Source organism: Micromonospora sp. A202, assembly GCF_006715105.1.
In the GTDB taxonomy this organism is placed as follows: Bacteria; Actinomycetota; Actinomycetes; order Mycobacteriales; family Micromonosporaceae; genus Micromonospora; species Micromonospora zamorensis.
In genome coordinates this window covers 2744239-2763762 of sequence record NZ_VFMP01000001.1, presented here as the reverse complement: position 1 = coordinate 2763762, position 19524 = coordinate 2744239, and the positions used below count along the sequence as shown (strand labels likewise).

Below are 19524 nucleotides of genomic sequence, written 5' to 3'. Positions count from 1 at the left end.
TGCCCGCTCGAACCGAGCGGCCAGCACTGCCGGGTCCAACCATACGACAGAACATCCTCCGTTTGGTCAGAATTTGGCGAAGTGTGGGCCAGGGCACGTCACGGCCTGCCGGTGACCTCCGCGTACCGGTGCTCAAGGTCGACCCGGGCCAGCGCCCCCACCAACCAGGCCAGTTGCTCCGACTCACCGCTGGCCAGGCCGGCCAGGTCGTTCGCCGACCTGCCCAGCCCGAGGCGACGGGCCGCGGCCAACGCCCGCCGGTCCGCAACCGGGGCCACCTCCCGCCACAGTGCCTGCGCCTCACGCAGAAACAGGTCGACGACTTGATCGTCCACGCCGGGAAGCTCGGCGAGGAGCGCCCGCTCCCGGACCGGATCGTGGTGCGCCACCGCCCGCAACCGGCGCAGATCGCCCCGGTACCGCTCGACCACAGAGCGGCCCAGGTCACCGAGCGCGCTGGCCAACGCGTCCACGTCACCGCGCTGACCGCTGGCGCGCAGCACCCGTACCCGGTCCTCGTGCAACGACCGGGCCAGCCTCGCGGCGCTGTCCCACCCCTCGTCACGCAACGCCCGGGCCCCGTCCAACGCCCGGCGGAAGTCACCCCGACGGGCCAGCAGCACCGCGAGATAGAGCACCTGGAACAGGCTCGCCGGGTTGTTGGTCACCCGAAAGCCGTACTGCTCGGCGAAGCCCCGCCCGCTGCCGGCGAGCCGGCGCGCCAGGCGCTTCCGGTCCTCGACCGGGGTGATCAGAGTGGTCGGCATGTCGACGACTACCCGCGCGACAGTGGGTCACACGGGCCGCGATGTGCTGGCGCCCGTGCAGGCCTCGGGCCTGCGTGTGGCCCTGGCGTGGGCGCCCTGGCGTGGTGTCAGCCGTGCAGGCCGCCGGTGCGGTCGCGGGCCTTGAGACGGGTCGTGGGCAGGGCGGGCGCCGGCAGCGGAGGCGCCGAGTCGTCGGCGACCACCCCGAATCGTCGGTCCCCCGCCATCCAGTCCTCCCGTGCGGCGGCGATCTCCTCGTGGGAGCGGCCCACGAAGTTCCACCACATCACCAGCGGCTCCTCGAACGGCGTACCGCCCAGCAGCAACAACCGCGCCCCGGCCCCACCGCGCACGGTCAGCTCGCGGCGGCCCGAGCCCAGATAGAGCAACGCCCCCGGCTCGAACCCGACCCCGGCGGCCTCCGCCGACCCGGACATCGCCAGCAACGCGTACTCGAAATCGGGCCGCAGCGACAGCGTCGTCGGCGCCTCGCCACCCAGCTCGACCTGCACACCCACCAGCGGGGTGTGCACCACCGCCGGTGACCGATGCCCGCCGAACTCGCCGACCAGCAGGGTGCAGTCCAGATCGCCGTCGCGCCAGCGCGGCAGGTCCGCGTGGTGCGCGAAGTCCGCTGCCCCGGCCCGCGCGGGGTCCGGCAGAGCCACCCAGAGCTGCACGCCGTGCATCACCGGCGGGTGGACGGCCGGCGACCGCTCCGAGTGGGCGATCCCGTTACCGGAAGTCATCACGTTGAGCTGACCGGGCCGGATCGGCTGCACGTTGCCGAGGCTGTCCCGGTGCAGGATCTCCCCTTCCAGCAACCAGGTCACCGTCTGCAGACCGGTGTGCGGGTGCGGCGGCACCTCCATGCCAGGCCGCTGCTCCACATCGTCCGGGCCGAAATGGTCGACGAAACACCACGCGCCAACCATCCGGCGGGGACGCTGCGGCAGCAGTCGCCGCACCGTGGTGTACCGACCCAACGGCACGTCGTGGCCGGGCAGCAGCACGCTGCCGGGATCAACGTCGGCCACACCAGGTGGTCGGGTCTGCGCCAGCATCGATTCAGTACGCTCCACCGCCCGACTGTACGCTCACGCCCGCCCACGACCGCGGCGCTTCCAGCAGGGCGGGTGGGGTCCGCCGGGTTGGCTCAGCGGCTTCTTGCACAGCGGGTTGGGCGCAGGGGGTTGGGTGCAGCGGGTTGGGCGCAGCGGGGTGGGGTTGGGCTCAGCGGTTGCTGGCTTACCGGTTGGCGGACACGGTCACGGTGTTGGCGCCCGCGACCAGATCCAGGAACAACCGCGCGGCCGAGCGGTCCCAGCCCGGCGTACTCAACACCGCACCCGCCGCCACCCCATCCCAGCGGTCATCGCGTACCGCAACCGAGCCGGCGCCAGCTCCCACGCGGACCCGCACCGGCGTCTCCCCGGCGGCCCGGATGTCGAGCTGGCTGGTCCCACCGATGAGTCGTACGGTCATGATGCTCGGGTCGCTCGCGTTGCCGGTGCTGGTGGCGGTGATCGGTGGCAGCAGGATCTCGGTGCGCGACGACCCGCCGGCGAGTTCCACCCCCAGCAGCCGGGCTCGGGTCAGATCCAGCACCTGACTGCTCACCCCGCCGACGAGCTGAAGACGCCAGGCGACCCGCTCGTTGAGCGCCACCCGCAGGCTGCGCGTCTCGGAAGCCCCTGACTTCACGACCTCAAGCCGGACGGTCTCGCCGACCACAGTCGGTCGACCCAGCACACCCGAACCTGCCGGGCTGCTGATCCGGTACAGGTCATCCCCCAGATCAGCCACCCCCAGCTCGAACGAGGACAGCCCGTCCGCGAGCACGAAGGTGCCCTTCTGGCGGCCCGCCAGCGGCGCGGTCAGCAACTCCCCGCCAGCGGCACCCGGTCGGCCGTCAGCCGAGTCCGGGTCGGCACCTCCGGGACGGCCGGCGTCACCGGGCCAGGTGCCGTCCGGTCGGGTGCCATCTACTCGCGTGCCGTCCGGTCGCGTGCCGTCCGGTCGCGTGCCGTCCGGTCGCGTGCCGTCCGGTCGCGTGCCGTCTGCTCGGGTGCCGTCGGGTGCGCCGGAGTAGGTCACGCCGAGGCGGTCAGGGTCGGCGACGATCACAGCCACGGCGGCCGCGCCAAGGACAAGCACGACGGCTGCGGCAGCCACCAACAGGCGAACCCCGGTGGACCAGCGCCCTGGTGTGGCGTCGCCGGCAGGTTCCGGCGGTGACTCCGGTTCGCGATCCGTGCCGTACCCCACCGCGGCCATACCTCTGTCCCTCCGCCGGTCCCCGTCGGGAGGTACGTACCCGTCCGCCGATCGGATCACTCCGCGCCGATCACGGCACTCCGCCGCGTCGTCAACGCGAGATCTTGGACAGTTTCCGTTAGCGGGGCGGGCTCAACTGGTGGTTGCAACACCCTTCCGTGATGTTCGTTGGGGTGGTTATGGCGTCGAGGTTGAGTCCGTTTGAGCGGGAGCAGATCGGGTTGGGTCGGGCTGCGAGTGAGTCGTTGCGGTCGATCGCGCGAAGGTTGGGGCGGTCGGTGTCGACGATCTCGCGGGAGGTGGGTCGGTTCGAGCATTATGGGCAGCGGTATCAGCCGTTGATGGCGCAGTGGGCGTCGTTTCTGCGGCATAACCGCTGCGGGCGGGTGGCGCGGTTGGCCGTTGACGGGCCGTTGCGTCAGGTGGTGCTGGATATGCTGCGTCGACGTCGTTCGCCGCAGCAGATCAGTGCCCGGCTGCGGGCGCAGTTCCCGGACATGCCGGAGATGTGGGTGTCGCACGAGACGATTTACCAGGCGATCTACCTGCAGGCGCGGGGCAACCTGCGCGCGGAGTTGACGCGGCAGGTGGCGTTGCGGTCGGGTCGGGCCGCTCGCCGCCGTCGGGCCGCGCCGGCCGGGGCGGTGCGCTCGGCTAGGCCCTGGGTGAACCTGCGTATCGCTGACCGGCCAGCTGAGGTCGCTGACCGGGCGGTGCCGGGTCATTGGGAGGGTGATCTCCTCGAGGGGGTCCGTCGGGGTGGGCGTGGTGGTTCCGCGATCGCCACGCTGGTGGAACGCGCTACCCGGTTCGTGATCCTGGTCGGGCTGCCCGAGGGCAAGGTGTCCGAACACGTCGTGTCCCAGTTGGCCGCGGCGATGAGGTGGCTACCGCAGCGGTTGAGGGCCTCGCTGACCTGGGACCAGGGCGTCGAGATGGCCCGGCACCGTGACTTCACCATCGCCACCGACTGCCCGGTCTACTTCTGCGACCCCCACAGCCCCTGGCAACGCGGCAGCAACGAGAACACCAACGGACTGCTGCGCCAGTACTTCCCCAAAGGCCAATTCGACTTCACCACCATCGACCAGGCCGGCCTCGACCACGTCGCCGACGAACTCAACGACCGCCCCCGCATGACCCTGGGCTGGGCCACCCCAGGTGAGAAAATGACCCAGCTCCTAGGTGTTGCAACCACCAGTTGAGCCCGCCCGGCTAACGGAAAGTGTCCAAGATCTGCCGGGCCTGGTTGTCGGTGTTCTTGTGGTTGTGCGGGATATGCCGCTGGCCGGCACCCCGGGGTGGGGGTGCCGGCCAGCTGTGCTGTGCGGTGTGTGTTGGTGTCAGCTGTTCCAGTGCTGGCCGACGAGGTCGGTGGCCTGCTGTTCCCACTGGGCGTAGGCGTCGGGGTAGGCGGAGACCTGGACGGTCTGCGCGGCGTCGGTCAGCGCCATGTCCTGCCACCCGTCGACCTGGCGGAGGCCCTTGAGGAACGCAGTCGTGGAGTAGGCCGGGTCCGTGATCTGCTCCGGCGTGCCCCAACCACTGGTCGGGCGCTGCTGGAACAGGCCCAGCGAGTCATGGTCATTGGCGTCGCCGAGGTGGCCCAGGTTCTCCAGCTTGGATTCCTGCAGGCTCGTCGCGATGGAGATGACCGCGGCGCGCTCGGGCAGGCCGGCCTTCTTCGTCGCGGCGATGATCGCCTTGACGTTCGCGGTCTGCTCATCATTCAACGTGATGTGGGACTGCTCGCCCTGGGGCTTCGGAGCGGCCGACTGCACCGCCACCGCCACCGGCTTGCCATCCACGGCCGGGCTGGCAGCGTGGGCGGCGATCGGGCCGGCGAAGACACCACCGGCGAACGCGAGACCAGCAACAGACAACATGCTCTTACGGAAGATCGTGTTCATGGGGGTAGCTCCTTCGGGGGTAGGAAACACCCGGGCCACCAATGGGGGTCGGCGACCAAGGGTGTGAGCACCTCGTCCGGCGCTGCATCAAACAAGGGGAAAAGTCTGGGGGAGATCGGCACCGTCAAGCGGGGGGCTTGCGGGGGCCGGGTCGGCGACCTGCGAGCCGGGGGGCTCGGGCGCCGGGGTCGGCGGTGACAAGCGCGGGCTTGTGGCGCCGGGTCCATCTGTAACGACCGGGGTCCGGGGGTCATTCCCGGGTGGCTCCCCGACGTCCACTCGTGCGATGCGGTAGTCGGGTGGTCGCTCGTCGGGACTGCAACGACCGGGGGCCCGGGGTCATTCCGCAGGCCGGGCCATCCCGTCGCACCCGATGGAGCGCGGGTGCTGGGGAGGCTTCAACGATGCGGACCGGGGCGGCATTCCAACCCCGCCACCAGCTGTTCCAACCCCGGTGGGCGGGGCGGTTAACCGATGGTCCTGCGATCGTCAGAGTGTGTAACGACCCCGCCCCGGCCATCATTCCGACCCACCGGTGCGACCGGTCACAGGCCAAACGCCCCGAAGGCCCCGAACCTCGTACCGCGATCATCGGCGCACCCGACACAAATACCTATAACGGGCAGACGCCCCTACGCGTCGAACATGACTGGGCCCCAGGGCCACCCGATTGACCTTGATCCACTCGGCTTTCTGAATATCGGCGCATCCGGGACGGCATGACACCCCGACTTCGTGAAAGCCGAGTCGATCACCACGAGCGAGTGCCACTCAGCCCGAGAGGCGGGAGCGCACCTTCGCGGCGCAGGCGTCCAGGACCGTCTGCGCGTCCAGCCCCAGGCTCTCGATGGCCACCAACGCCGTGAAGGCGACGTCGGCCAACTCTGCCGCGACATCGTCGCGCGTGTGGGTGACACCTTTGCGCGGATTCTGCCCGAGCAGACCGATCCAGGCGGCCGACGCCTCCCCCGCCTCCTCGGTCAGCTTGAGGATGCGGCAGGTCAGTTCGGTTTGCCCGGCCCCGTTCGCCGCGTCCAACCAGCTACGCGACGCGCGGGCCGCCTCCCAGATCGACTCGTCCACGGCGACCAGTCAACCTGACCGACTCACCGACCCGCGCGACCGGGTACGGCGAACGACAGACGCCTGGCCAAAGAAGGGAACGCCGCCCGGAACACGAGGGCGGACGCCGACGAGGGCGGACGCCGCCGAGAGCGCCGCCCCGGCACCACGAGACGGAACACGAGGACAGCCGCCGACGAGAGCGCCGGCATGGGGAGCGCCCCGGGCTGATCGGCCGGACAGCCGTGCTTGACCGGCCAATCAGCGTAGCCATTGACACTGTTCGACGGCGGTCCTAGGTTCAGGACGCTACCGGCCGGTAGGCAACCGTCCCGCCTGGTCGCCCCCGGGCGACGTCCGTCCGATGGGGAGCATCGATGCTGTCCACACCCGTTCGTACCCTTCGCCGGCTGCTCGCCGCCACCGCGACGCTGACCCTGGCGGTCGGTCTGGCCGGCGCCGCGCCGGCCAGCGCCACCGGTCGCGACCCGAAAGGCGGCGAGCCGCTGCCCGGGTACACCATCGAGAATCCGCCGCTGGCTCCGCTGGTCGTGGGCGGCAAGCCGACGACGGTACGTCAGGGCGTGCACCGCCACGCCGGGTACATCATCGAGGTCCCCGCCCGGTGGAACGGTGACCTGGTTCTGTGGGCGCACGGCTACCGGGGCCAGGGCACGGTGCTGTCACCGGAGCAGCCGGGCTTCGGGCTGCGCCAGCGACTGCTGGAGCAGGGGTACGCGTGGGCGTCGTCGTCGTACGACCGCAACGGCTTCAACATCCGGTCGGGGGTGCTGGGCACCAAGGATCTCGCCGACCACTTCGGGCGGACGGTCCGCAGGCCGCAGCACACCTACATCGCCGGGGTGTCCATGGGCGGATACGTCATCGGGCGTTCCCTGGAGCAGTATCCCGGCTACTACGACGGGGCGCTGCCGATGTGCGGGGTGCTCGGCGATCAGACGCTGCTGGACTTCTACCTGGACTACAACCTGGTCGCGCAGGCGCTCGCCGAGGTGCCGGCCTATCCCACCCCGGCCGACTACCTGACCAACGCGGTGCCCCGCATCCAGGTGGCACTCGGTCTGGCCGGGTTGACTCCCACCGGGCCGGACACCACCACCGAGCGGGGCAGGCAACTGCGGGCGATCACGGTGAACCGTTCGGGCGGGCCGCGTCCGGGAGCCGACGCCGCGTTCGCGGTGTGGAAGGACTTCCTCTTCTCGATCAGCGTGCCCACCGGCAGCGGCAACTCCCCCGCCCAGCGGCCCGGTCAGCTGTCCACCAACCTGCTCACCCGGTACGTCCCGAACAGCCCGGTGAACGTCAACGCCACAGTGCAGCGGGTCGCCCCGGAGAACGTGGTGCAGCGGCTCCTGCCGACGCTGACCGAGGTGCCGCGGATCGCTGGTCGGCCCACCGCGCCGGTGCTCAGCCTGCACGGCCTCGGTGACATGTTCGTCCCGTTCAGCATGGAGCAGGCGTACGCCAGTGACGTGGCGCGCAACGGTCGCAGCAAGCTGGTGGTCCAGCGGGCCATCCGAGCCACGCAGCACTGCGAGTTCAGCCCGGCGGAGGCCGGCGCCGCCTGGGACGACCTGACGTCCTGGGTACGCACCGGCAAGCGCCCGGCCGGCGACACCGTGACCGACCCGGCGGTGGTGGCCCGGCCGGACTACGGCTGCCGGTTCAGCGACCGGGACGCGTACGCCGCGGGCGTCGGCACCCGGCGCCTCTACGCCGCCTGCTGAGCAGTCGACCAGCACGAAAACAGCACGACACAAGCCAGCACGACACCGAGCAGCACAAAACCGGCCGGCTCCCGTGAAGGGGAGCCGGCCGGCCTTGTGTACGGGTGTCACCACATCTGCTGGACGATGTCCGCCGCCTGCTCCTCCCACTGCGCGTACGCGTAGGGGAAGGCCGAGACCTGGACGGTCTGCGCGGCGGTGGTCAGCGGCAGGTCCTGCCAGCCGCCGACGTTCTTGAGCGCGGTGAAGAACGCCGTGGCGGAGTACTCCGGGTCGGTGATCTGGTCGGGCGTGCCCCAACCGGACGACGGGCGCTGCTGGAACAGGCCCTGCGAGTCGTGGTCGTTGTAGGCGCCGAGGTGGCCGAGGTTGTACAGCTTCGACTCCTGCAGCGAGGTGGCGACGCCGATCACCGCGCCCCGGTCACCGACGCCGGTCTTCTTGGCGGCGTCGACGATCGCCCGGGCGTTGGCCAGTTGTGCGTCGTCGAGCGGTACCCGCGACTGGGCGCCCTCGATGCCGTGCGGGATCAGTTGGTCGCGGCTGGGCTTGCCCGCCGGCGGCTTGCCGGTAGCGGAGCCGGTGGTGAGGCCCGACTCGACGGGCTGGTCGTCCTGGCGGGCCTGGGTGGCTGCCTTGCCGGTGGCGCGGTCGATGGCGGCGACGGCGCCCTGGTGCGGTCCGGAGGTGACCGGTGCGGCGACCGCGGTCGGCGCGAGGGCCAGACCACCGAGAGCGGCCACACCCGCCACGCTCAGCGCGGTCTTGCGGTACGAGTCCTTAGCGATGGCGGGGAGCCATCGAGTGAAGTCGACCTTCACGATGGTTGCCCTTTCGATCGTGCGGAGCGCTCCGGGGTGAACACTCCTCGGGAGATGACCGCGGAAAAGGGTTTGGGCTCCGGCGGTACGGGGGACACAACCAGGTTCACGTGTCGGTCATTCCGGAAATGCCGGGGCCTGGGTGAGGTGCGGTCCCGGTCACCTGGGGAAATGGGACGGTCGACGACAGCGGCCGAACGTCGGCCGGAAACGGACGATCGGCGCAGACGTGACGAGCCGGCAGATCAGGTGCCGTACGGCGTGCCGAAGCGGACCAGCACGTGCCAGAGCTGCTTGAGGTGCTGAAGGGTGTCCGCGATCGGGCCGCGATCCGCCCAGCGGTGCGGTTCGGCGACCACCGAGGCCGCCGCCCGACCGATCAGCGCCGCGTCCACCGGGTCACCCGACCGGGCGAACTCCCGGTGCACCCGGGCTGCCAGCACGGGGATCGCCGGGCCCCGGAACTCCGCGTCGACCTGGTCGACGGCCAGCACGAAGCCGGGGTGCCATCGCAACGGGAAACCGAACCGCGCCGCGATCGATTCCAGGGTCGCGCCGGTGGGGGTGCCGGCGAAGGACGGGTCGACCACCAACTCCTCGACGTCGTACGCGAGGTCGAGCGTGCCGTGGACCTGGGCCTCCACGTAGTCGTCGAGCGCGCGACCGACCGCGCCCGGGGTGGTCGGCACCCCCTTGGCTCGCGACTGCGGGGCTCGCACGCCCGGCTCACTTCTCGCGTTCGGCTGGTCCAGCAACGTCCCCACCAGCGCGGCGACGCCCGTCCCGGCACGGCCCAGGCATTCGCCGGTGGCGGCGACGCCGGCCAGGAGCCCGGCGAGCACCGCCTCGAACGCGTCGGCCGTGCCCACCACCTCCGGCCTGAGGTGGCTGTCGCCGAGGCAGAAGGTCGCCCGGCTCAGCGCCGCCGGGCGAAGCCGCAGGTGGCAGGAACCGAAGCGGGGGCAGGCGCCGTCCGCGTGGTCGAGCAGGTTCAGGCCGCCGTACGTGGGCCGCTGCGCCGGCGTAACGCCGGGCCGCTGGTACGCGCCGCCGAACATCCGGTGCTCCCAGCGGTCCCGGTCACCACCGGGATACGCGGTGAGCCCACCGTTGGAGATCCCGGTGACGAACTGGCTGCGGTAGACCCCGTCCTCGGCCAGCGCGTCGGCGACGGTCCGACCGTCGGCACACAACCGGTCGGGGTGGAAGTTGACGGTCAGCCGCCCGGACCCGATGGCGCCGAGCAGATGCTCCGGGCGGTGGCCGACGTCGGCGGTGGTGAGTTGCCGGGCGATGGTGGCCAGCGCGGCAGGACGTTCGACCACGGCCAACGACCGCACGTACGCGACGGCAGCCGTCTGCGCCGGGGTGAGAGCGGCGGCGCGCGGGCCGCGCCGCTCAGACGTCGCCGTCATGTCCGGGGTCATCGTCGTCCACCCCGGTGCCCAGCTCCTGGAAGATGGTGATGTGCAGGTCGGCCGGGGCGTCGAGGCGGGAGTTGAGCGACTGCCACGGCGTGCGGGTGGGCGGGGCGACCTCGCTGGCCCCGGCGGCCACCAACCGGGTGGTGGTCGCCTCGGCGTCGTCCACCTCGAAGGCAACCCGGATGCGGGGCGCGACCTGCCGACCCACCTCAACCTCGTCGATCATGCGCTTCTGCGCCGGGTTGGCGATCTCCAGGGTGGCGCGGCCGGCGTCCAGGATCACCACCCGGGCGTCGCCGTCGCCGCTGAACGCCGCCTCCTCCGGCATGCCGAGTGCGTCGCGGAAGAACGCGACGGCGGCGTCGTGGTCGGCGGCCTCCACCACGAGTCGCAGCTGACGGACAACGGGGGCGGGCGAGTCGGCGGCCATGTTCAAGATCCTAGCGCCGCGGCGAGGTTAGGTTGGGACCGTCCAGAGGGGAGCACCAGTGGTCGAGGCGGCGAACGATGACACGTACCTGCTGCGACCGGTCGGGCGGGTCGTCTCCCCGCTGACCGACGCGGCGAGCGCACCGCGTCAGGGCGACGAGGGCGCACCAAACGCGTGGCTGATCTTCGACGCGCCTGTCGAACGGGCCCTGCGCGACCTGCACGTCGGCGCAGAGCTGCTGGTGCTGACCTGGTTGGATCGCGCCCGGCGCGACGTGCTGGCGGTGCACCCGCGCGGCGACGAGAGCCGGCCGGAGACCGGCGTGTTCAGCACCCGCTCCCCGCACCGGCCCAACCCGATCGGGCTGCACCGGGTGCGGGTCCTGACGGTGGACGGCCTGCGTGTCCAGGTGGCAGATCTGGAGGCCCTCGACGGGACCCCGGTCCTGGACGTCAAGTCGGTGCTGGGCGCGGTCGACGAACGCTGAGCCGTCGACCGCGCGCCAGCAGGCCGGTGTGCTGGGCTCAGTGGCCGCGGTCCAGCCACTCCTGCAGGTGCGGCGCCTCCGCGCCGATCGTGGTGTCGTCGCCGTGACCGGTGTGCACGACCGTCTCCGACGGAAGGGTGAGCAGGCGGGTGCGGATCGACCGGACGATGGTGTCGAAGTCGCTGTACGAGCGCCCGGTCGCACCCGGCCCTCCGGCGAAGAGCGTGTCGCCGGTGAACACCACGCCCAGGTCGGGGGCGTGGAAGCTGCATGCGCCGGGGCTGTGCCCGGGGGTGTGCAGCACCCGCAGCGTCGTGCCGCCCACCTCGATGTCCTGCCCGTCGTGCAACTCGCCGTGCGGCGGCAGGTGCGGGTGGACCATGTCCCACAGCACCCGGTCGGCGGCGTGCAGCAGCACCGGCGCACCGGTGGCCTCGGCCAACCCGGGTGCCACCCGGACGTGATCGTCGTGGGCGTGCGTCGCCAGGATCGCCCGGACCTGGCGGTCACCCACCAGGGCGAGGATCGCGGCCACGTCGTGCGGCGCGTCCAGGACGACGCACTCGCGGTCGTCACCGATCACCCAGACGTTGTTGTCGACGTCGAACGTCTGCCCGTCCAGGGAGAAGGTGCCCGAGGTGACCGCGCGGTCGATCCGGGCGGTCACGGGAACACCACCACCGAGCGCAGGACGTCGCCGTGGTGCATCCGCTCGAACGCGTTCTCGACCTGGTCGAGCGCGATCTCCTCGGTGACGAACGCGTCCAGGTCGAGGCGGCCCTGCAGGTACAGATCGGTGAGCATCGGGAAGTCCCGACTGGGCAGGCAGTCGCCGTACCAGCTGGACTTCAGCGCACCGCCGCGCCCGAAGACGTCCAGCAACGGCACCTCGATCTGCATCTGCGGGGTCGGTACGCCGACCAGCACCACGGTGCCGGCCAGGTCCCGGGCGTAGAACGCCTGCTTCCACGTCTCCGGCCGACCCACCGCGTCGATCACCACGTCGGCGCCGAAGCCGCCGGTGGCGGCCTGGATCGCCTCGACCGGGTCGGTCTCCGAGGCGTTCACTGTGTGCGTGGCACCGAACTGGCGGGCCCAGTCCAGCTTGCGGCTGTCGGTGTCCACCGCGACGATCGTCGTGGCGCCGGCGAGAACCGCACCGACGACCGCCGCGTCTCCGACACCGCCGCAGCCGATCACCGCGACCGAGTCGCCGCGGGTGACGTTGCCGGTGTTCATGGCCGCGCCCAGCCCGGCCATCACACCGCAGCCGAGCAGGCCCACGGCCGCCGGCCGGGCGGCCGGGTTGACCTTCGTGCACTGCCCGGCGTGCACCAGGGTCTTCTCGGCGAACGCCCCGATGCCCAGCGCCGGTGCGAGTTCGGTGCCGTCGGTGAGGGTCATCCGCTGCGTGGCGTTGTGGGTGTTGAAGCAGTACCAGGGGCGACCCCGGCGGCAGGCACGGCAGACCCCGCAGACCGCGCGCCAGTTGAGGACCACGAAGTCACCCGGGGCGACGTCGGTGACGCCCTCGCCCACCTGCTCGACGATGCCCGCCGCCTCGTGGCCGAGCAGGAACGGGTAGTCGTCGTTGATGCCACCCTCGCGGTAGTGCAGGTCGGTGTGGCAGACGCCGCAGGACTGGATCCGGACAACGGCCTCACCGGGGCCGGGATCGGGCACCACGATGGTGGTGACCTCGACCGGTGCTCCCTTGCTGCGGGAGATGACTCCCCGGACTTCCTGGCTCACTTCGCCTCCTGCTGGTGGTCTGCGGCAGGGCCGGACGCCGGGTGGGCGAGTGTGCCACGGGCTCGGCGGTGGGCCCCCGGCGAACCTACCGCGACCACCACGGTCAGCCCAGCCGGCCCGGCGGTTATCGCTGGCGGTCCCGGGTACGCGGGCCGCATTCGACCACGGCCATCGGGAGTGACCATGAAGCTCGCACACCTGCCGTTGCGGGTCAGCATCGGCGCGTACGTCCTCAACTCGGGTCTGGGCAAGCGCAACCTGGAGGGCGCCGCCGCGGAGGGCATGCACGGGATGGCGGTCGCCGCCATGCCCCAGCTCGGCCAGTTCGAGCCGGCGCGCTTCGCCAAGCTGCTGGCGTACTCGGAGATCGCGCTGGGGGCCGCGCTGCTCGCGCCGTTCGTCCCGGCGCCGCTGGCCGGGCTCGGCCTGACCGCGTTCGGCGCGGGCCTGGTGCAGCTGTACCTGAAGACGCCGGGAATGCGGGAGCCCGGGAGCGTACGCCCGACCCAGCAGGGCTCGGGGCTCGCCAAGGACATCTGGCTGGTCGGCGCGGGGCTGACCCTGGTGCTGGAGGGGCTGACCCACCGCCGTCGGTGGCACCGCTGAGCCCGGCCTGAGGAGCGGCGTTGACCGTCTCCCGTTCGGTGCGGCCGTTCTACCGGCCGATGCGACCTCGTCGCCGCGACGAGCCGCACCGCGCGGCCACGCCGCTGGAACTCTTCTTCGACCTGTGTTTCGTGGTGGCGGTGGCACAGGCCGCCAGCAGCCTGCACCACGACGTCGCCGAGGGGCACCTCCGCCACGCCGTGACCAGCTACCTCATGGTGTTCTTCGCGATCTGGTGGTCGTGGGTGAACTTCACCTGGTTCGCCTCGGCCTACGACACCGACGACGACGTCTACCGGATCACCACGCTGGTGCAGATCTGCGGAGCGCTGATCCTGGCGGCCGGGGTGCCGCCCGCCTTCGCCGACGGCAACTTCACCGTCATCACCTACGGGTACGTGGTGATGCGGCTGGCCGCCGTCGTGCACTGGAGCCGCGCGGCGGCCGGCGACCCCCGGCACCGCGCGGCGGCGCGTCGCTACGCGATCGGCGTGAGCGTGGTGCAGCTCGGGTGGCTGCTGCGGCTGTTGCTGCCCGCCGAGTGGGGCATCGCGTCGTTCGTGCTGCTGGTGCTGGCCGACCTGCTGGTGCCGGCGGTGGCCGAACGCCCCGGGATGACCCCGTGGCACCCCCGGCACATCACCGAGCGGTACGGGTTGTTCACCCTCATCGTGCTCGGTGAGGCGGTCCTGGCCATCTCGATGGCGATCCAGAGCGGGCTCGACGCCGGCGAGCACGACCTGTGGTCGCTCGCGGCTGCCGGCGCGGTCATCGTGTTCGCGCTCTGGTGGCTCTACTTCGACCGGCCGATCGAGGCGCCCGACCGGCTGCCGTACTCCTTGATCTGGGGTTATGGCCACTACCTGGTCTTCGGCGCGGTCGCCGCGGTCGGCGCCGGCCTGGGCGCGACGGTGGACGTCGAGCGGCACCTCGCGCACATCTCCGAGACCACCGCCGGGTACGCGGTGGCCATCCCGGTCGCGGTCTTCCTGCTCACGATCTGGGTGCTGCACGTGCGCCGGCACCAGCACGGCGCGGTGGTCGTCGCCTTCCCGGTGGTGGCGCTGCTCGCACTGCTGGCGCCGCTCGGCCCGGCCCCGGTGTACGTGCTCGCGGCCCTGCTGGTCGCCCTCGTGACGCTGACCGTGCTGCTGCGCGGCCGCGACCTCGGACCCGCAGCGACGGTGTCCGACCCGGCCTGACCCGACGCCGCGCGGAATCCGGTGCCCGAACTGCCGGACCGGCGTCGGTTGCGACGGCCGGAAAGTGGGCAGAATTGCGGCATGTATCGCCGCCGATGGTTGCTGGCCGACCAGCTCGGGCCACACTTCCTCGACGACCCCGATCAGCCGGTGCTGCTGGTGGAGATCCGAGAGCTGTTCCGCCGACGGCCGATGCACCGGCAGAAGGCTCATCTGATCCTGTCCGCGCTGCGCCACCGGGCGGCCGAGCTGGGCGACCGGGCGCTGCTGCTGCGGACCGGCACGTTCCGTGAGGCGCTGGCGCAGGTCGCCGAGCCGGTGGAGGTGTGTCATCCGCACTCCCGGGCGGCCCTGCGTTTCGCCCGTTCGGTGCCGGAGCTGACAGTGCTGCCACCTCGTGGGTTCATCACCAGCCGGGCCGACTTCGCCGGCTGGGCGGACCGCCCCCGGCGCGGCCCGCTGCGGGTGGCCGACTTCTACCGGTACGCGAAGCGGCGGCACGACATCCTGACCGCGCCGGCCGCAGCGGCCGGGCCGGGGCGTCGAGCCCGCGCCGAGGGGCGGGACGCGTCGGCGGTGTCGCCGCCGCCCCCACCGATCGTCGAGGACGACATCGACGCCGAGGTCCGCCGCGACCTGGACCGCTGGGCGGCCGACGGGGTGCGGTTCGTCGGCCGGGACGGCCCCCGGCGGCACCCGGCCACCCATGCCGAGGCGCAGGCCCGGCTGGCGCACTTCCTGACCCACCGGCTACCGGTGTACAGCCGCTACGCCGACGTGATGAGCGGCGACGACCCGGTGTTCGCGCACTCGGTGCTGTCGTCCTCGTTCAACCTCGGGTTGCTCCACCCGGAGCCGGCCGTGCGGGCCGCCGAGCAGGCGTGGCGGGACGGGACGGCCCCGCGGACGGCGGTGGACACCTTCGTCCGGGGGTTGCTCGGCTGGCGGGAGTTCCTCTGGCAGCTGTACTGGTACTTCGAGCCGCGCTTCCGGGGGGCGAACTGGCTGACCGCGACCGAGCCCCTGCCGGAGTGGTTCGCCGAGTTGGACGCCGACGCCGTGGAGGCCCGCTGCCTGGCCGACGTCCTCGGCGGCGTCCGGGACCGGGCGTGGACCCATCACACGCCCCGACTGATGGTGCTGGGCAACTACGCGTTGCAGCGAGGTTGGCGGCCGACCGAGTTGGCGGACTGGTTCCAGCGCTGCTTCGTGGACGGCACCGACTGGGTGATGAACGCGACGGTGATCGGCATGAGCCAGTACGCCGACCTCGCCCGGCTGGACACCCGCCCGTACGCGGTGGACGGCACCGACATCGACGAGATCAGCGACTACTGTGCCGGCTGCCGCTACGCACCGGAGCAGGCGCTCGGCGAGCTGGCGTGCCCGTACACCGGGGGTTTCGAGAGTTTCCTGCACCGCAACCGGGGTCGGTTGGTGGGCGACCCGCGGCTCGCCGCCGAGCTGGCCCGCCGCGACGAGCCGGAGCACCGCGAGGCGGTGCTGGCCCAGGAGGAGAAGCGGGGCAGCACACCCCCGTGACCGGGACGCCGGTCACGCCACTTCACGGGCCGGGTCGACAGCGGCGTCGCCGGGGCGTTGCGCGGGCACGCCGGGGGTCGGCGGCGCCGGACGGACGACGCCCCGGTTCAGACCGGTGACCAGAAGCCGGTTGTACGAGGCCGGCAGGACCCGGGCCAGCAGGTCGGGCAGCTTCGCCGACCAGCCGATCAGCACCCGGCCCCGACGCCGCTCGACGCCGCGCAGGATCACCTCGGCGGCCCGCTCCGGCGAGATGGTGAGCAGCTTCTCGAACTGCGCCCGACCGGCCGCGTACTCCTCGTGTGAGACGCCGCTGCCGATCCGGGCGTTCTCGGTGATGCGGGTGCGGATCCCGCCGGGGTGCACCGACGTCACCCCGATGCCGTCGTCGACCAGCTCGTGGCGCAGCGCCTCGGTGAAACCGCGCACCGCGAACTTGCTCGCCGAGTATGCGGTCTGCCCGGCCGGCGCGATCAGCCCGAACAGGCTGGAGATGTTGACCAGGTGCGCGCCCGGCTCCGCCTTGAGGGTGGGCAGCAGCGCGTGGGTCAGCTGCACGACGGCCCGGAAGTTGACGTCGATCACCCAGCTGAACTCGTCGAATGTCACCTGGTCGAACCGGCCGCCGAGGCCGACGCCGGCATTGTTCACCAGCAGTCGGACGCGCGGGTGCCGCTGACCGATCTCCGCGGCCACCTGGGCGGTGGCCGTCACGTCGGCGAGATCCACCAGGTACGTGTGCACCTGGCGGCCCGCGTGGTCGAGGCGGATCGCGGCGGTGACCGCCTCCAGCCGCTCGGCGTCACGGTCCAGCAGGACCAGATCACTGCCCCGGCGGGCCAGCGCGTGCGCCAGCGCCGCGCCGATGCCGCTGGCCGCGCCGGTGACCACGGCCGTGGCGCCGGCGAAGTCGAACCTCTGCACGATGGGTGCTCCTCTCCGGGCGGTTACCTACGAGCAGACGGACTGGTCGGGACGGGACGCTGGACGCCGACGGGTGTGGCCACCTCGCCGGCCCGGGTGAAGCGCACACCCTCGTCGGTGAGCCGGCCGTGCCGCATCAACAGCACGTCACGGGCGTAGTTCTGGTGCAACCGCCACGGCGCGGCCGCACCCTGCTTGGGCAGGGCGTCGACGGAGCGCAGCACGTAGGAGGAGCGCAGGTCGATCAGCGGCACCCGCCGCGCGTCGGGCGGCGGGAGCGGGGTGACGACCTGCTGGCCGGTGCGGTCCAGGTGCCGCAGCAGCCGGCAGACGTACCCGGCGACCAGGTCGGCCTTGAGCGTCCACGACGCGTTGGTGTAGCCGATGGTCAGGGCGAAGTTCGGCACGCCGGAGAGCATCATGCCCTTGTAGGCGACGCTGTTCGCCAGGTCGACGTCGACGCCGTCCACGCGCACTGTCAGACCACCGAGGGCGAGCAGGTTGAGCCCGGTCGCGGTGACCACGATGTCGGCGGGCAGCTCGTCGCCGGAGGCCAGCCGCACGCCGTGCGCGGTGAAGGTGTCGATGGTGTCGGTGACCACCGACGCCCTGCCCTGCGCGACGGCCGTGAACAGGTCGCCGTCGGGTGCCACGCAGAGCCGCTGGTCCCACGGGTCGTAACGGGGCGAGAAGTGCCTGTCGACGTCGTACCCGACCGGGAGCCGGCCTCTCGCGGCCCGGCGCAGCACCCGCTTCACCAGCCCCGGCGCACGCCGGCTGAGCTGGAAGTTGACGGTGGACAGCAGCACGTTCTTCCACCGCACCACCGGATACGCGGCCTTCGCCGGCAGCCGGCGCCGCAGCGCGTCGGCCAGCCGGTCACGCGAGGGCAACGCCATGACGTACGTGGGTGAGCGCTGGAGCATCGTCACGTGGGCGGCCCGCTCCGCCATGGCCGGCACCAGGGTCACCGCCGTCGCGCCGCTGCCGATCACCACCACCCGCTTGCCGGCGTGGTCGAGATCGTCGGGCCAGTGCTGTGGGTGCACCACCTGCCCGGCGTACGCGTCGAGACCGGGCAGCGCCGGGGTGTAACCCTCGTCGTAGCGGTAGTAGCCGGTGCAGGCGAACAGGAACGAGCAGGTCAGCACCACGGTTTCGGCGGTGTCGGTGCGCTGGACGTGCACCGTCCAGCGGGCGGCGGCGCTGTCCCAGTCGGCGCGCAGCACCCGGTGCCGGAAGCGGATGTGCCGCTGCACGTCGTACTCCCGGGCGGTCTCCCGCACGTACTCCCGGATGGTCGTGCCGTCGGCGATGGCCTTCGGGGCGGTCCACGGCTTGAACGAGTAGCCGAGGGTGAACATGTCCGAGTCCGAGCGGATGCCCGGGTAGCGGAACAGGTCCCAGGTGCCGCCGACGGCGTCGCGCGCCTCCAGGACCGCGTACGTCTTGTCGGGGCAGTCACGACGAAGGTGGCAGGCGGCCCCGATGCCGGACAGGCCGGCACCGATGATCAGCACGTCGACGTGGTCGGAGGCCAAGGCGTTCCTCCATCCGGGGCGGTGGACGGACACTAACACCGCACCCGGATGGCGGGAAACTGCCGCGAGACCGCCCGCCGTCTCGCGGAGTTAGGAGGACGCCTTGGTGAAGGTCATGATCCAGTTGGTCTCCCAGGTCTGCTCACCGTCGGTGGAGAACGCCTGCTCCCAGCGGGCGGTGGTCGCGCTGATGTCCGACCAGATGAACCGGCAGCGCACCGGCCGTCCCTCGTGCTGGTCGTCGGCGTAGAAGCGGCCGACTCCGTCGACGAAGCGGCCCACCATGGGCGGCTGCCCCAGCACGCCGGTGTCGCTGCTCATCCAGTAGATCGACCACTCCTGCCCCACCGGGTCGAAGATCCGGATCGTGGCGCCGGCCGAGCCCCTGGTCGGGAAGGTGATCTCGTCGAAGTGACCGCCGCCGGCGAAGAAGCCGTGCGCGACCGACACCCCGGGGAACTCCTCCCACTCGTCGGAGCCGACCAGGCGCTCGCGCAGCCGCCGGTTCACCACGTTCCAGGTGCCCACAAAGAAGTCGAAGTCGCCCATCAGCGGCCCACCGGCCCTTCCGCTCGCGTGTCACGCAGATAACCGATCAGATTCGGGCTCTCCGGCGTCAGCATGTGCCGGACCCAGGCGGCCCGCTCGTGCTCCAGCACCGCCAACTCCCAGACGCAGCCCACCGCCGGGCGGCTTAGGTGGACGAAGTGTGCCGGGTCGTCGTCGGGACAGTCCAGCGCCGGCTGCCCGGCCGCGGCGACGCGGACCTCCACCGCGTTGTCCCACACCCAGGTGTACGCCAGCAGGTAGGCGCCGGTGTCCGCGCCCCGGTGCAGCACCACCCACCCGGCGGCCGGGGTGCCGTCGTCGACGACGTCGGCCAACAGCGCCGGCAGCAGGTCGTACGCGGCCTTCTCCACCTCCGGCTCGATCGGTCGCTCCGGCTGGTCGACGTGGTAGCGCTTGAGTTGTCGACCGTCCACCGTGATCGGTCCCGGTGTTGTCAGATCCTTGTCGCGAAAAGCCATGCC

At 71.6% G+C, this 19524-nt stretch carries 20 protein-coding genes; 6 read left to right on the top strand and 14 right to left on the bottom strand.

Annotation, left to right across the window (positions count from 1 at the left end; genetic code table 11):
- Positions 1–98 precede the first annotated feature (98 nt).
- From FBZ33_RS12755 to FBZ33_RS12745, 3 genes are all read right to left on the bottom strand, one after another.
- On the bottom strand, positions 99–767 hold the full coding sequence (locus tag FBZ33_RS12755; protein WP_141909207.1) for a hypothetical protein: 669 nt from the start codon (positions 765–767) through the stop codon (positions 99–101).
- A 107-nt stretch (positions 768–874) separates the two neighbouring features.
- Positions 875–1849 (bottom strand): pirin family protein, encoded by a 975-nt coding sequence (locus FBZ33_RS12750; protein ID WP_141909206.1) that lies wholly within the window; start codon positions 1847–1849, stop codon positions 875–877.
- A gap of 166 nt (positions 1850–2015) precedes the next feature.
- Complete coding sequence (locus FBZ33_RS12745; protein WP_141909205.1) at positions 2016–3044, bottom strand: hypothetical protein; 1029 nt, start codon at positions 3042–3044, stop codon at positions 2016–2018.
- A 161-nt stretch (positions 3045–3205) separates the two neighbouring features.
- Between FBZ33_RS12745 and FBZ33_RS12740 the strand changes: the two genes are divergently transcribed.
- Positions 3206–4249 (top strand): IS30 family transposase, encoded by a 1044-nt coding sequence (locus tag FBZ33_RS12740; protein WP_141909204.1) that lies wholly within the window; start codon positions 3206–3208, stop codon positions 4247–4249.
- Between the two features lie 138 nt (positions 4250–4387).
- On the opposite strand, the gene FBZ33_RS12735 is transcribed toward FBZ33_RS12740, so the two are convergent.
- Both FBZ33_RS12735 and FBZ33_RS12730 read right to left on the bottom strand, forming a co-directional pair.
- The gene (locus tag FBZ33_RS12735; protein WP_141909203.1) at positions 4388–4954 is read right to left on the bottom strand and encodes a hypothetical protein; all 567 of its coding nucleotides are present in this window, start codon (positions 4952–4954) and stop codon (positions 4388–4390) included.
- Between the two features lie 771 nt (positions 4955–5725).
- On the bottom strand, positions 5726–6037 hold the full coding sequence (locus tag FBZ33_RS12730; RefSeq protein WP_141909202.1) for a MazG-like family protein: 312 nt from the start codon (positions 6035–6037) through the stop codon (positions 5726–5728).
- A gap of 356 nt (positions 6038–6393) precedes the next feature.
- Here FBZ33_RS12730 and FBZ33_RS12725 point away from each other — a divergent pair, with 356 nt between their 5' ends.
- Complete coding sequence (locus FBZ33_RS12725) at positions 6394–7764, top strand: hypothetical protein (protein ID WP_141909201.1); 1371 nt, start codon at positions 6394–6396, stop codon at positions 7762–7764.
- A gap of 107 nt (positions 7765–7871) precedes the next feature.
- Here FBZ33_RS12725 and FBZ33_RS12720 read toward each other — a convergent pair whose 3' ends face one another.
- The 3 genes from FBZ33_RS12720 to FBZ33_RS12710 form a co-directional block, all read right to left on the bottom strand.
- A complete protein-coding gene (locus FBZ33_RS12720) occupies positions 7872–8585 on the bottom strand; it encodes a hypothetical protein (RefSeq protein WP_088947933.1) in 714 nt (237 codons plus the stop codon).
- A 245-nt stretch (positions 8586–8830) separates the two neighbouring features.
- Entirely contained in the window at positions 8831–10000 is a 1170-nt protein-coding gene (locus FBZ33_RS12715) for a DUF3626 domain-containing protein (protein WP_141909200.1), read from the bottom strand.
- The gene (locus FBZ33_RS12710; RefSeq protein ID WP_088947931.1) at positions 9984–10439 is read right to left on the bottom strand and encodes a VOC family protein; all 456 of its coding nucleotides are present in this window, start codon (positions 10437–10439) and stop codon (positions 9984–9986) included. The genes FBZ33_RS12715 and FBZ33_RS12710 overlap by 17 nt, the downstream gene beginning before the upstream one ends.
- 58 nt (positions 10440–10497) lie before the next feature.
- Between FBZ33_RS12710 and tsaA the strand changes: the two genes are divergently transcribed.
- A complete protein-coding gene (gene tsaA, locus FBZ33_RS12705) occupies positions 10498–10926 on the top strand; it encodes a tRNA (N6-threonylcarbamoyladenosine(37)-N6)-methyltransferase TrmO (RefSeq protein WP_141909199.1) in 429 nt (142 codons plus the stop codon).
- A gap of 37 nt (positions 10927–10963) precedes the next feature.
- Here tsaA and FBZ33_RS12700 read toward each other — a convergent pair whose 3' ends face one another.
- On the bottom strand, positions 10964–11593 hold the full coding sequence (locus FBZ33_RS12700; protein WP_088947929.1) for an MBL fold metallo-hydrolase: 630 nt from the start codon (positions 11591–11593) through the stop codon (positions 10964–10966).
- Positions 11590–12678, bottom strand: coding sequence for an S-(hydroxymethyl)mycothiol dehydrogenase (locus FBZ33_RS12695; protein ID WP_141909198.1), 1089 nt, complete (start codon positions 12676–12678; stop codon positions 11590–11592). Before FBZ33_RS12695 ends, FBZ33_RS12700 begins: the two co-directional genes overlap by 4 nt.
- Before the next feature lie 183 nt (positions 12679–12861).
- Between FBZ33_RS12695 and FBZ33_RS12690 the strand changes: the two genes are divergently transcribed.
- The 3 genes from FBZ33_RS12690 (at position 12862) to FBZ33_RS12680 (ending at position 16028) form a co-directional block, all read left to right on the top strand.
- The gene (locus FBZ33_RS12690) at positions 12862–13284 is read left to right on the top strand and encodes a hypothetical protein (RefSeq protein WP_141909197.1); all 423 of its coding nucleotides are present in this window, start codon (positions 12862–12864) and stop codon (positions 13282–13284) included.
- A gap of 20 nt (positions 13285–13304) precedes the next feature.
- Positions 13305–14486 (top strand): low temperature requirement protein A, encoded by a 1182-nt coding sequence (locus FBZ33_RS12685; RefSeq protein WP_221629460.1) that lies wholly within the window; start codon positions 13305–13307, stop codon positions 14484–14486.
- A gap of 81 nt (positions 14487–14567) precedes the next feature.
- Positions 14568–16028, top strand: a complete 1461-nt coding sequence (locus tag FBZ33_RS12680; RefSeq protein ID WP_141909196.1) for a cryptochrome/photolyase family protein — start codon at positions 14568–14570, stop codon at positions 16026–16028.
- Between the two features lie 12 nt (positions 16029–16040).
- Here the strand turns inward: FBZ33_RS12680 and FBZ33_RS12675 are convergent, their stop codons facing one another.
- The 4 genes from FBZ33_RS12675 to FBZ33_RS12660 form a co-directional block, all read right to left on the bottom strand.
- On the bottom strand, positions 16041–16952 hold the full coding sequence (locus tag FBZ33_RS12675) for an SDR family oxidoreductase (protein ID WP_141909195.1): 912 nt from the start codon (positions 16950–16952) through the stop codon (positions 16041–16043).
- Positions 16953–16975: 23 nt separating this feature from the next.
- Entirely contained in the window at positions 16976–18493 is a 1518-nt protein-coding gene (locus FBZ33_RS12670; RefSeq protein WP_141909194.1) for an NAD(P)/FAD-dependent oxidoreductase, read from the bottom strand.
- Between the two features lie 90 nt (positions 18494–18583).
- A complete protein-coding gene (locus tag FBZ33_RS12665; RefSeq protein WP_141909193.1) occupies positions 18584–19042 on the bottom strand; it encodes a hypothetical protein in 459 nt (152 codons plus the stop codon).
- The gene (locus tag FBZ33_RS12660; protein ID WP_141909192.1) at positions 19042–19521 is read right to left on the bottom strand and encodes a hypothetical protein; all 480 of its coding nucleotides are present in this window, start codon (positions 19519–19521) and stop codon (positions 19042–19044) included. The genes FBZ33_RS12665 and FBZ33_RS12660 overlap by 1 nt, the downstream gene beginning before the upstream one ends.
- Between the last annotated feature and the right edge of the window lie 3 nt (positions 19522–19524).

Bases quoted from the DNA above. Each gene is read 5' to 3' on its own strand.
- FBZ33_RS12710 (WP_088947931.1), bottom strand. From the start codon at position 10,439: ATGGCCGCCGACTCGCCCGCCCCCGTTGTCCGTCAGCTGCGACTCGTG.
- FBZ33_RS12740 (WP_141909204.1), top strand. From the start codon at position 3,206: ATGTTCGTTGGGGTGGTTATGGCGTCGAGGTTGAGTCCGTTTGAGCGG.
- FBZ33_RS12745 (WP_141909205.1), bottom strand. From the start codon at position 3,044: ATGGCCGCGGTGGGGTACGGCACGGATCGCGAACCGGAGTCACCGCCG.
- FBZ33_RS12755 (WP_141909207.1), bottom strand. From the start codon at position 767: ATGCCGACCACTCTGATCACCCCGGTCGAGGACCGGAAGCGCCTGGCG.
- FBZ33_RS12715 (WP_141909200.1), bottom strand. From the start codon at position 10,000: ATGACGGCGACGTCTGAGCGGCGCGGCCCGCGCGCCGCCGCTCTCACC.
- FBZ33_RS12660 (WP_141909192.1), bottom strand. From the start codon at position 19,521: ATGGCTTTTCGCGACAAGGATCTGACAACACCGGGACCGATCACGGTG.
- FBZ33_RS12725 (WP_141909201.1), top strand. From the start codon at position 6,394: ATGCTGTCCACACCCGTTCGTACCCTTCGCCGGCTGCTCGCCGCCACC.
- FBZ33_RS12680 (WP_141909196.1), top strand. From the start codon at position 14,568: ATGTATCGCCGCCGATGGTTGCTGGCCGACCAGCTCGGGCCACACTTC.
- FBZ33_RS12690 (WP_141909197.1), top strand. From the start codon at position 12,862: ATGAAGCTCGCACACCTGCCGTTGCGGGTCAGCATCGGCGCGTACGTC.
- FBZ33_RS12665 (WP_141909193.1), bottom strand. From the start codon at position 19,042: ATGGGCGACTTCGACTTCTTTGTGGGCACCTGGAACGTGGTGAACCGG.
- FBZ33_RS12735 (WP_141909203.1), bottom strand. From the start codon at position 4,954: ATGAACACGATCTTCCGTAAGAGCATGTTGTCTGTTGCTGGTCTCGCG.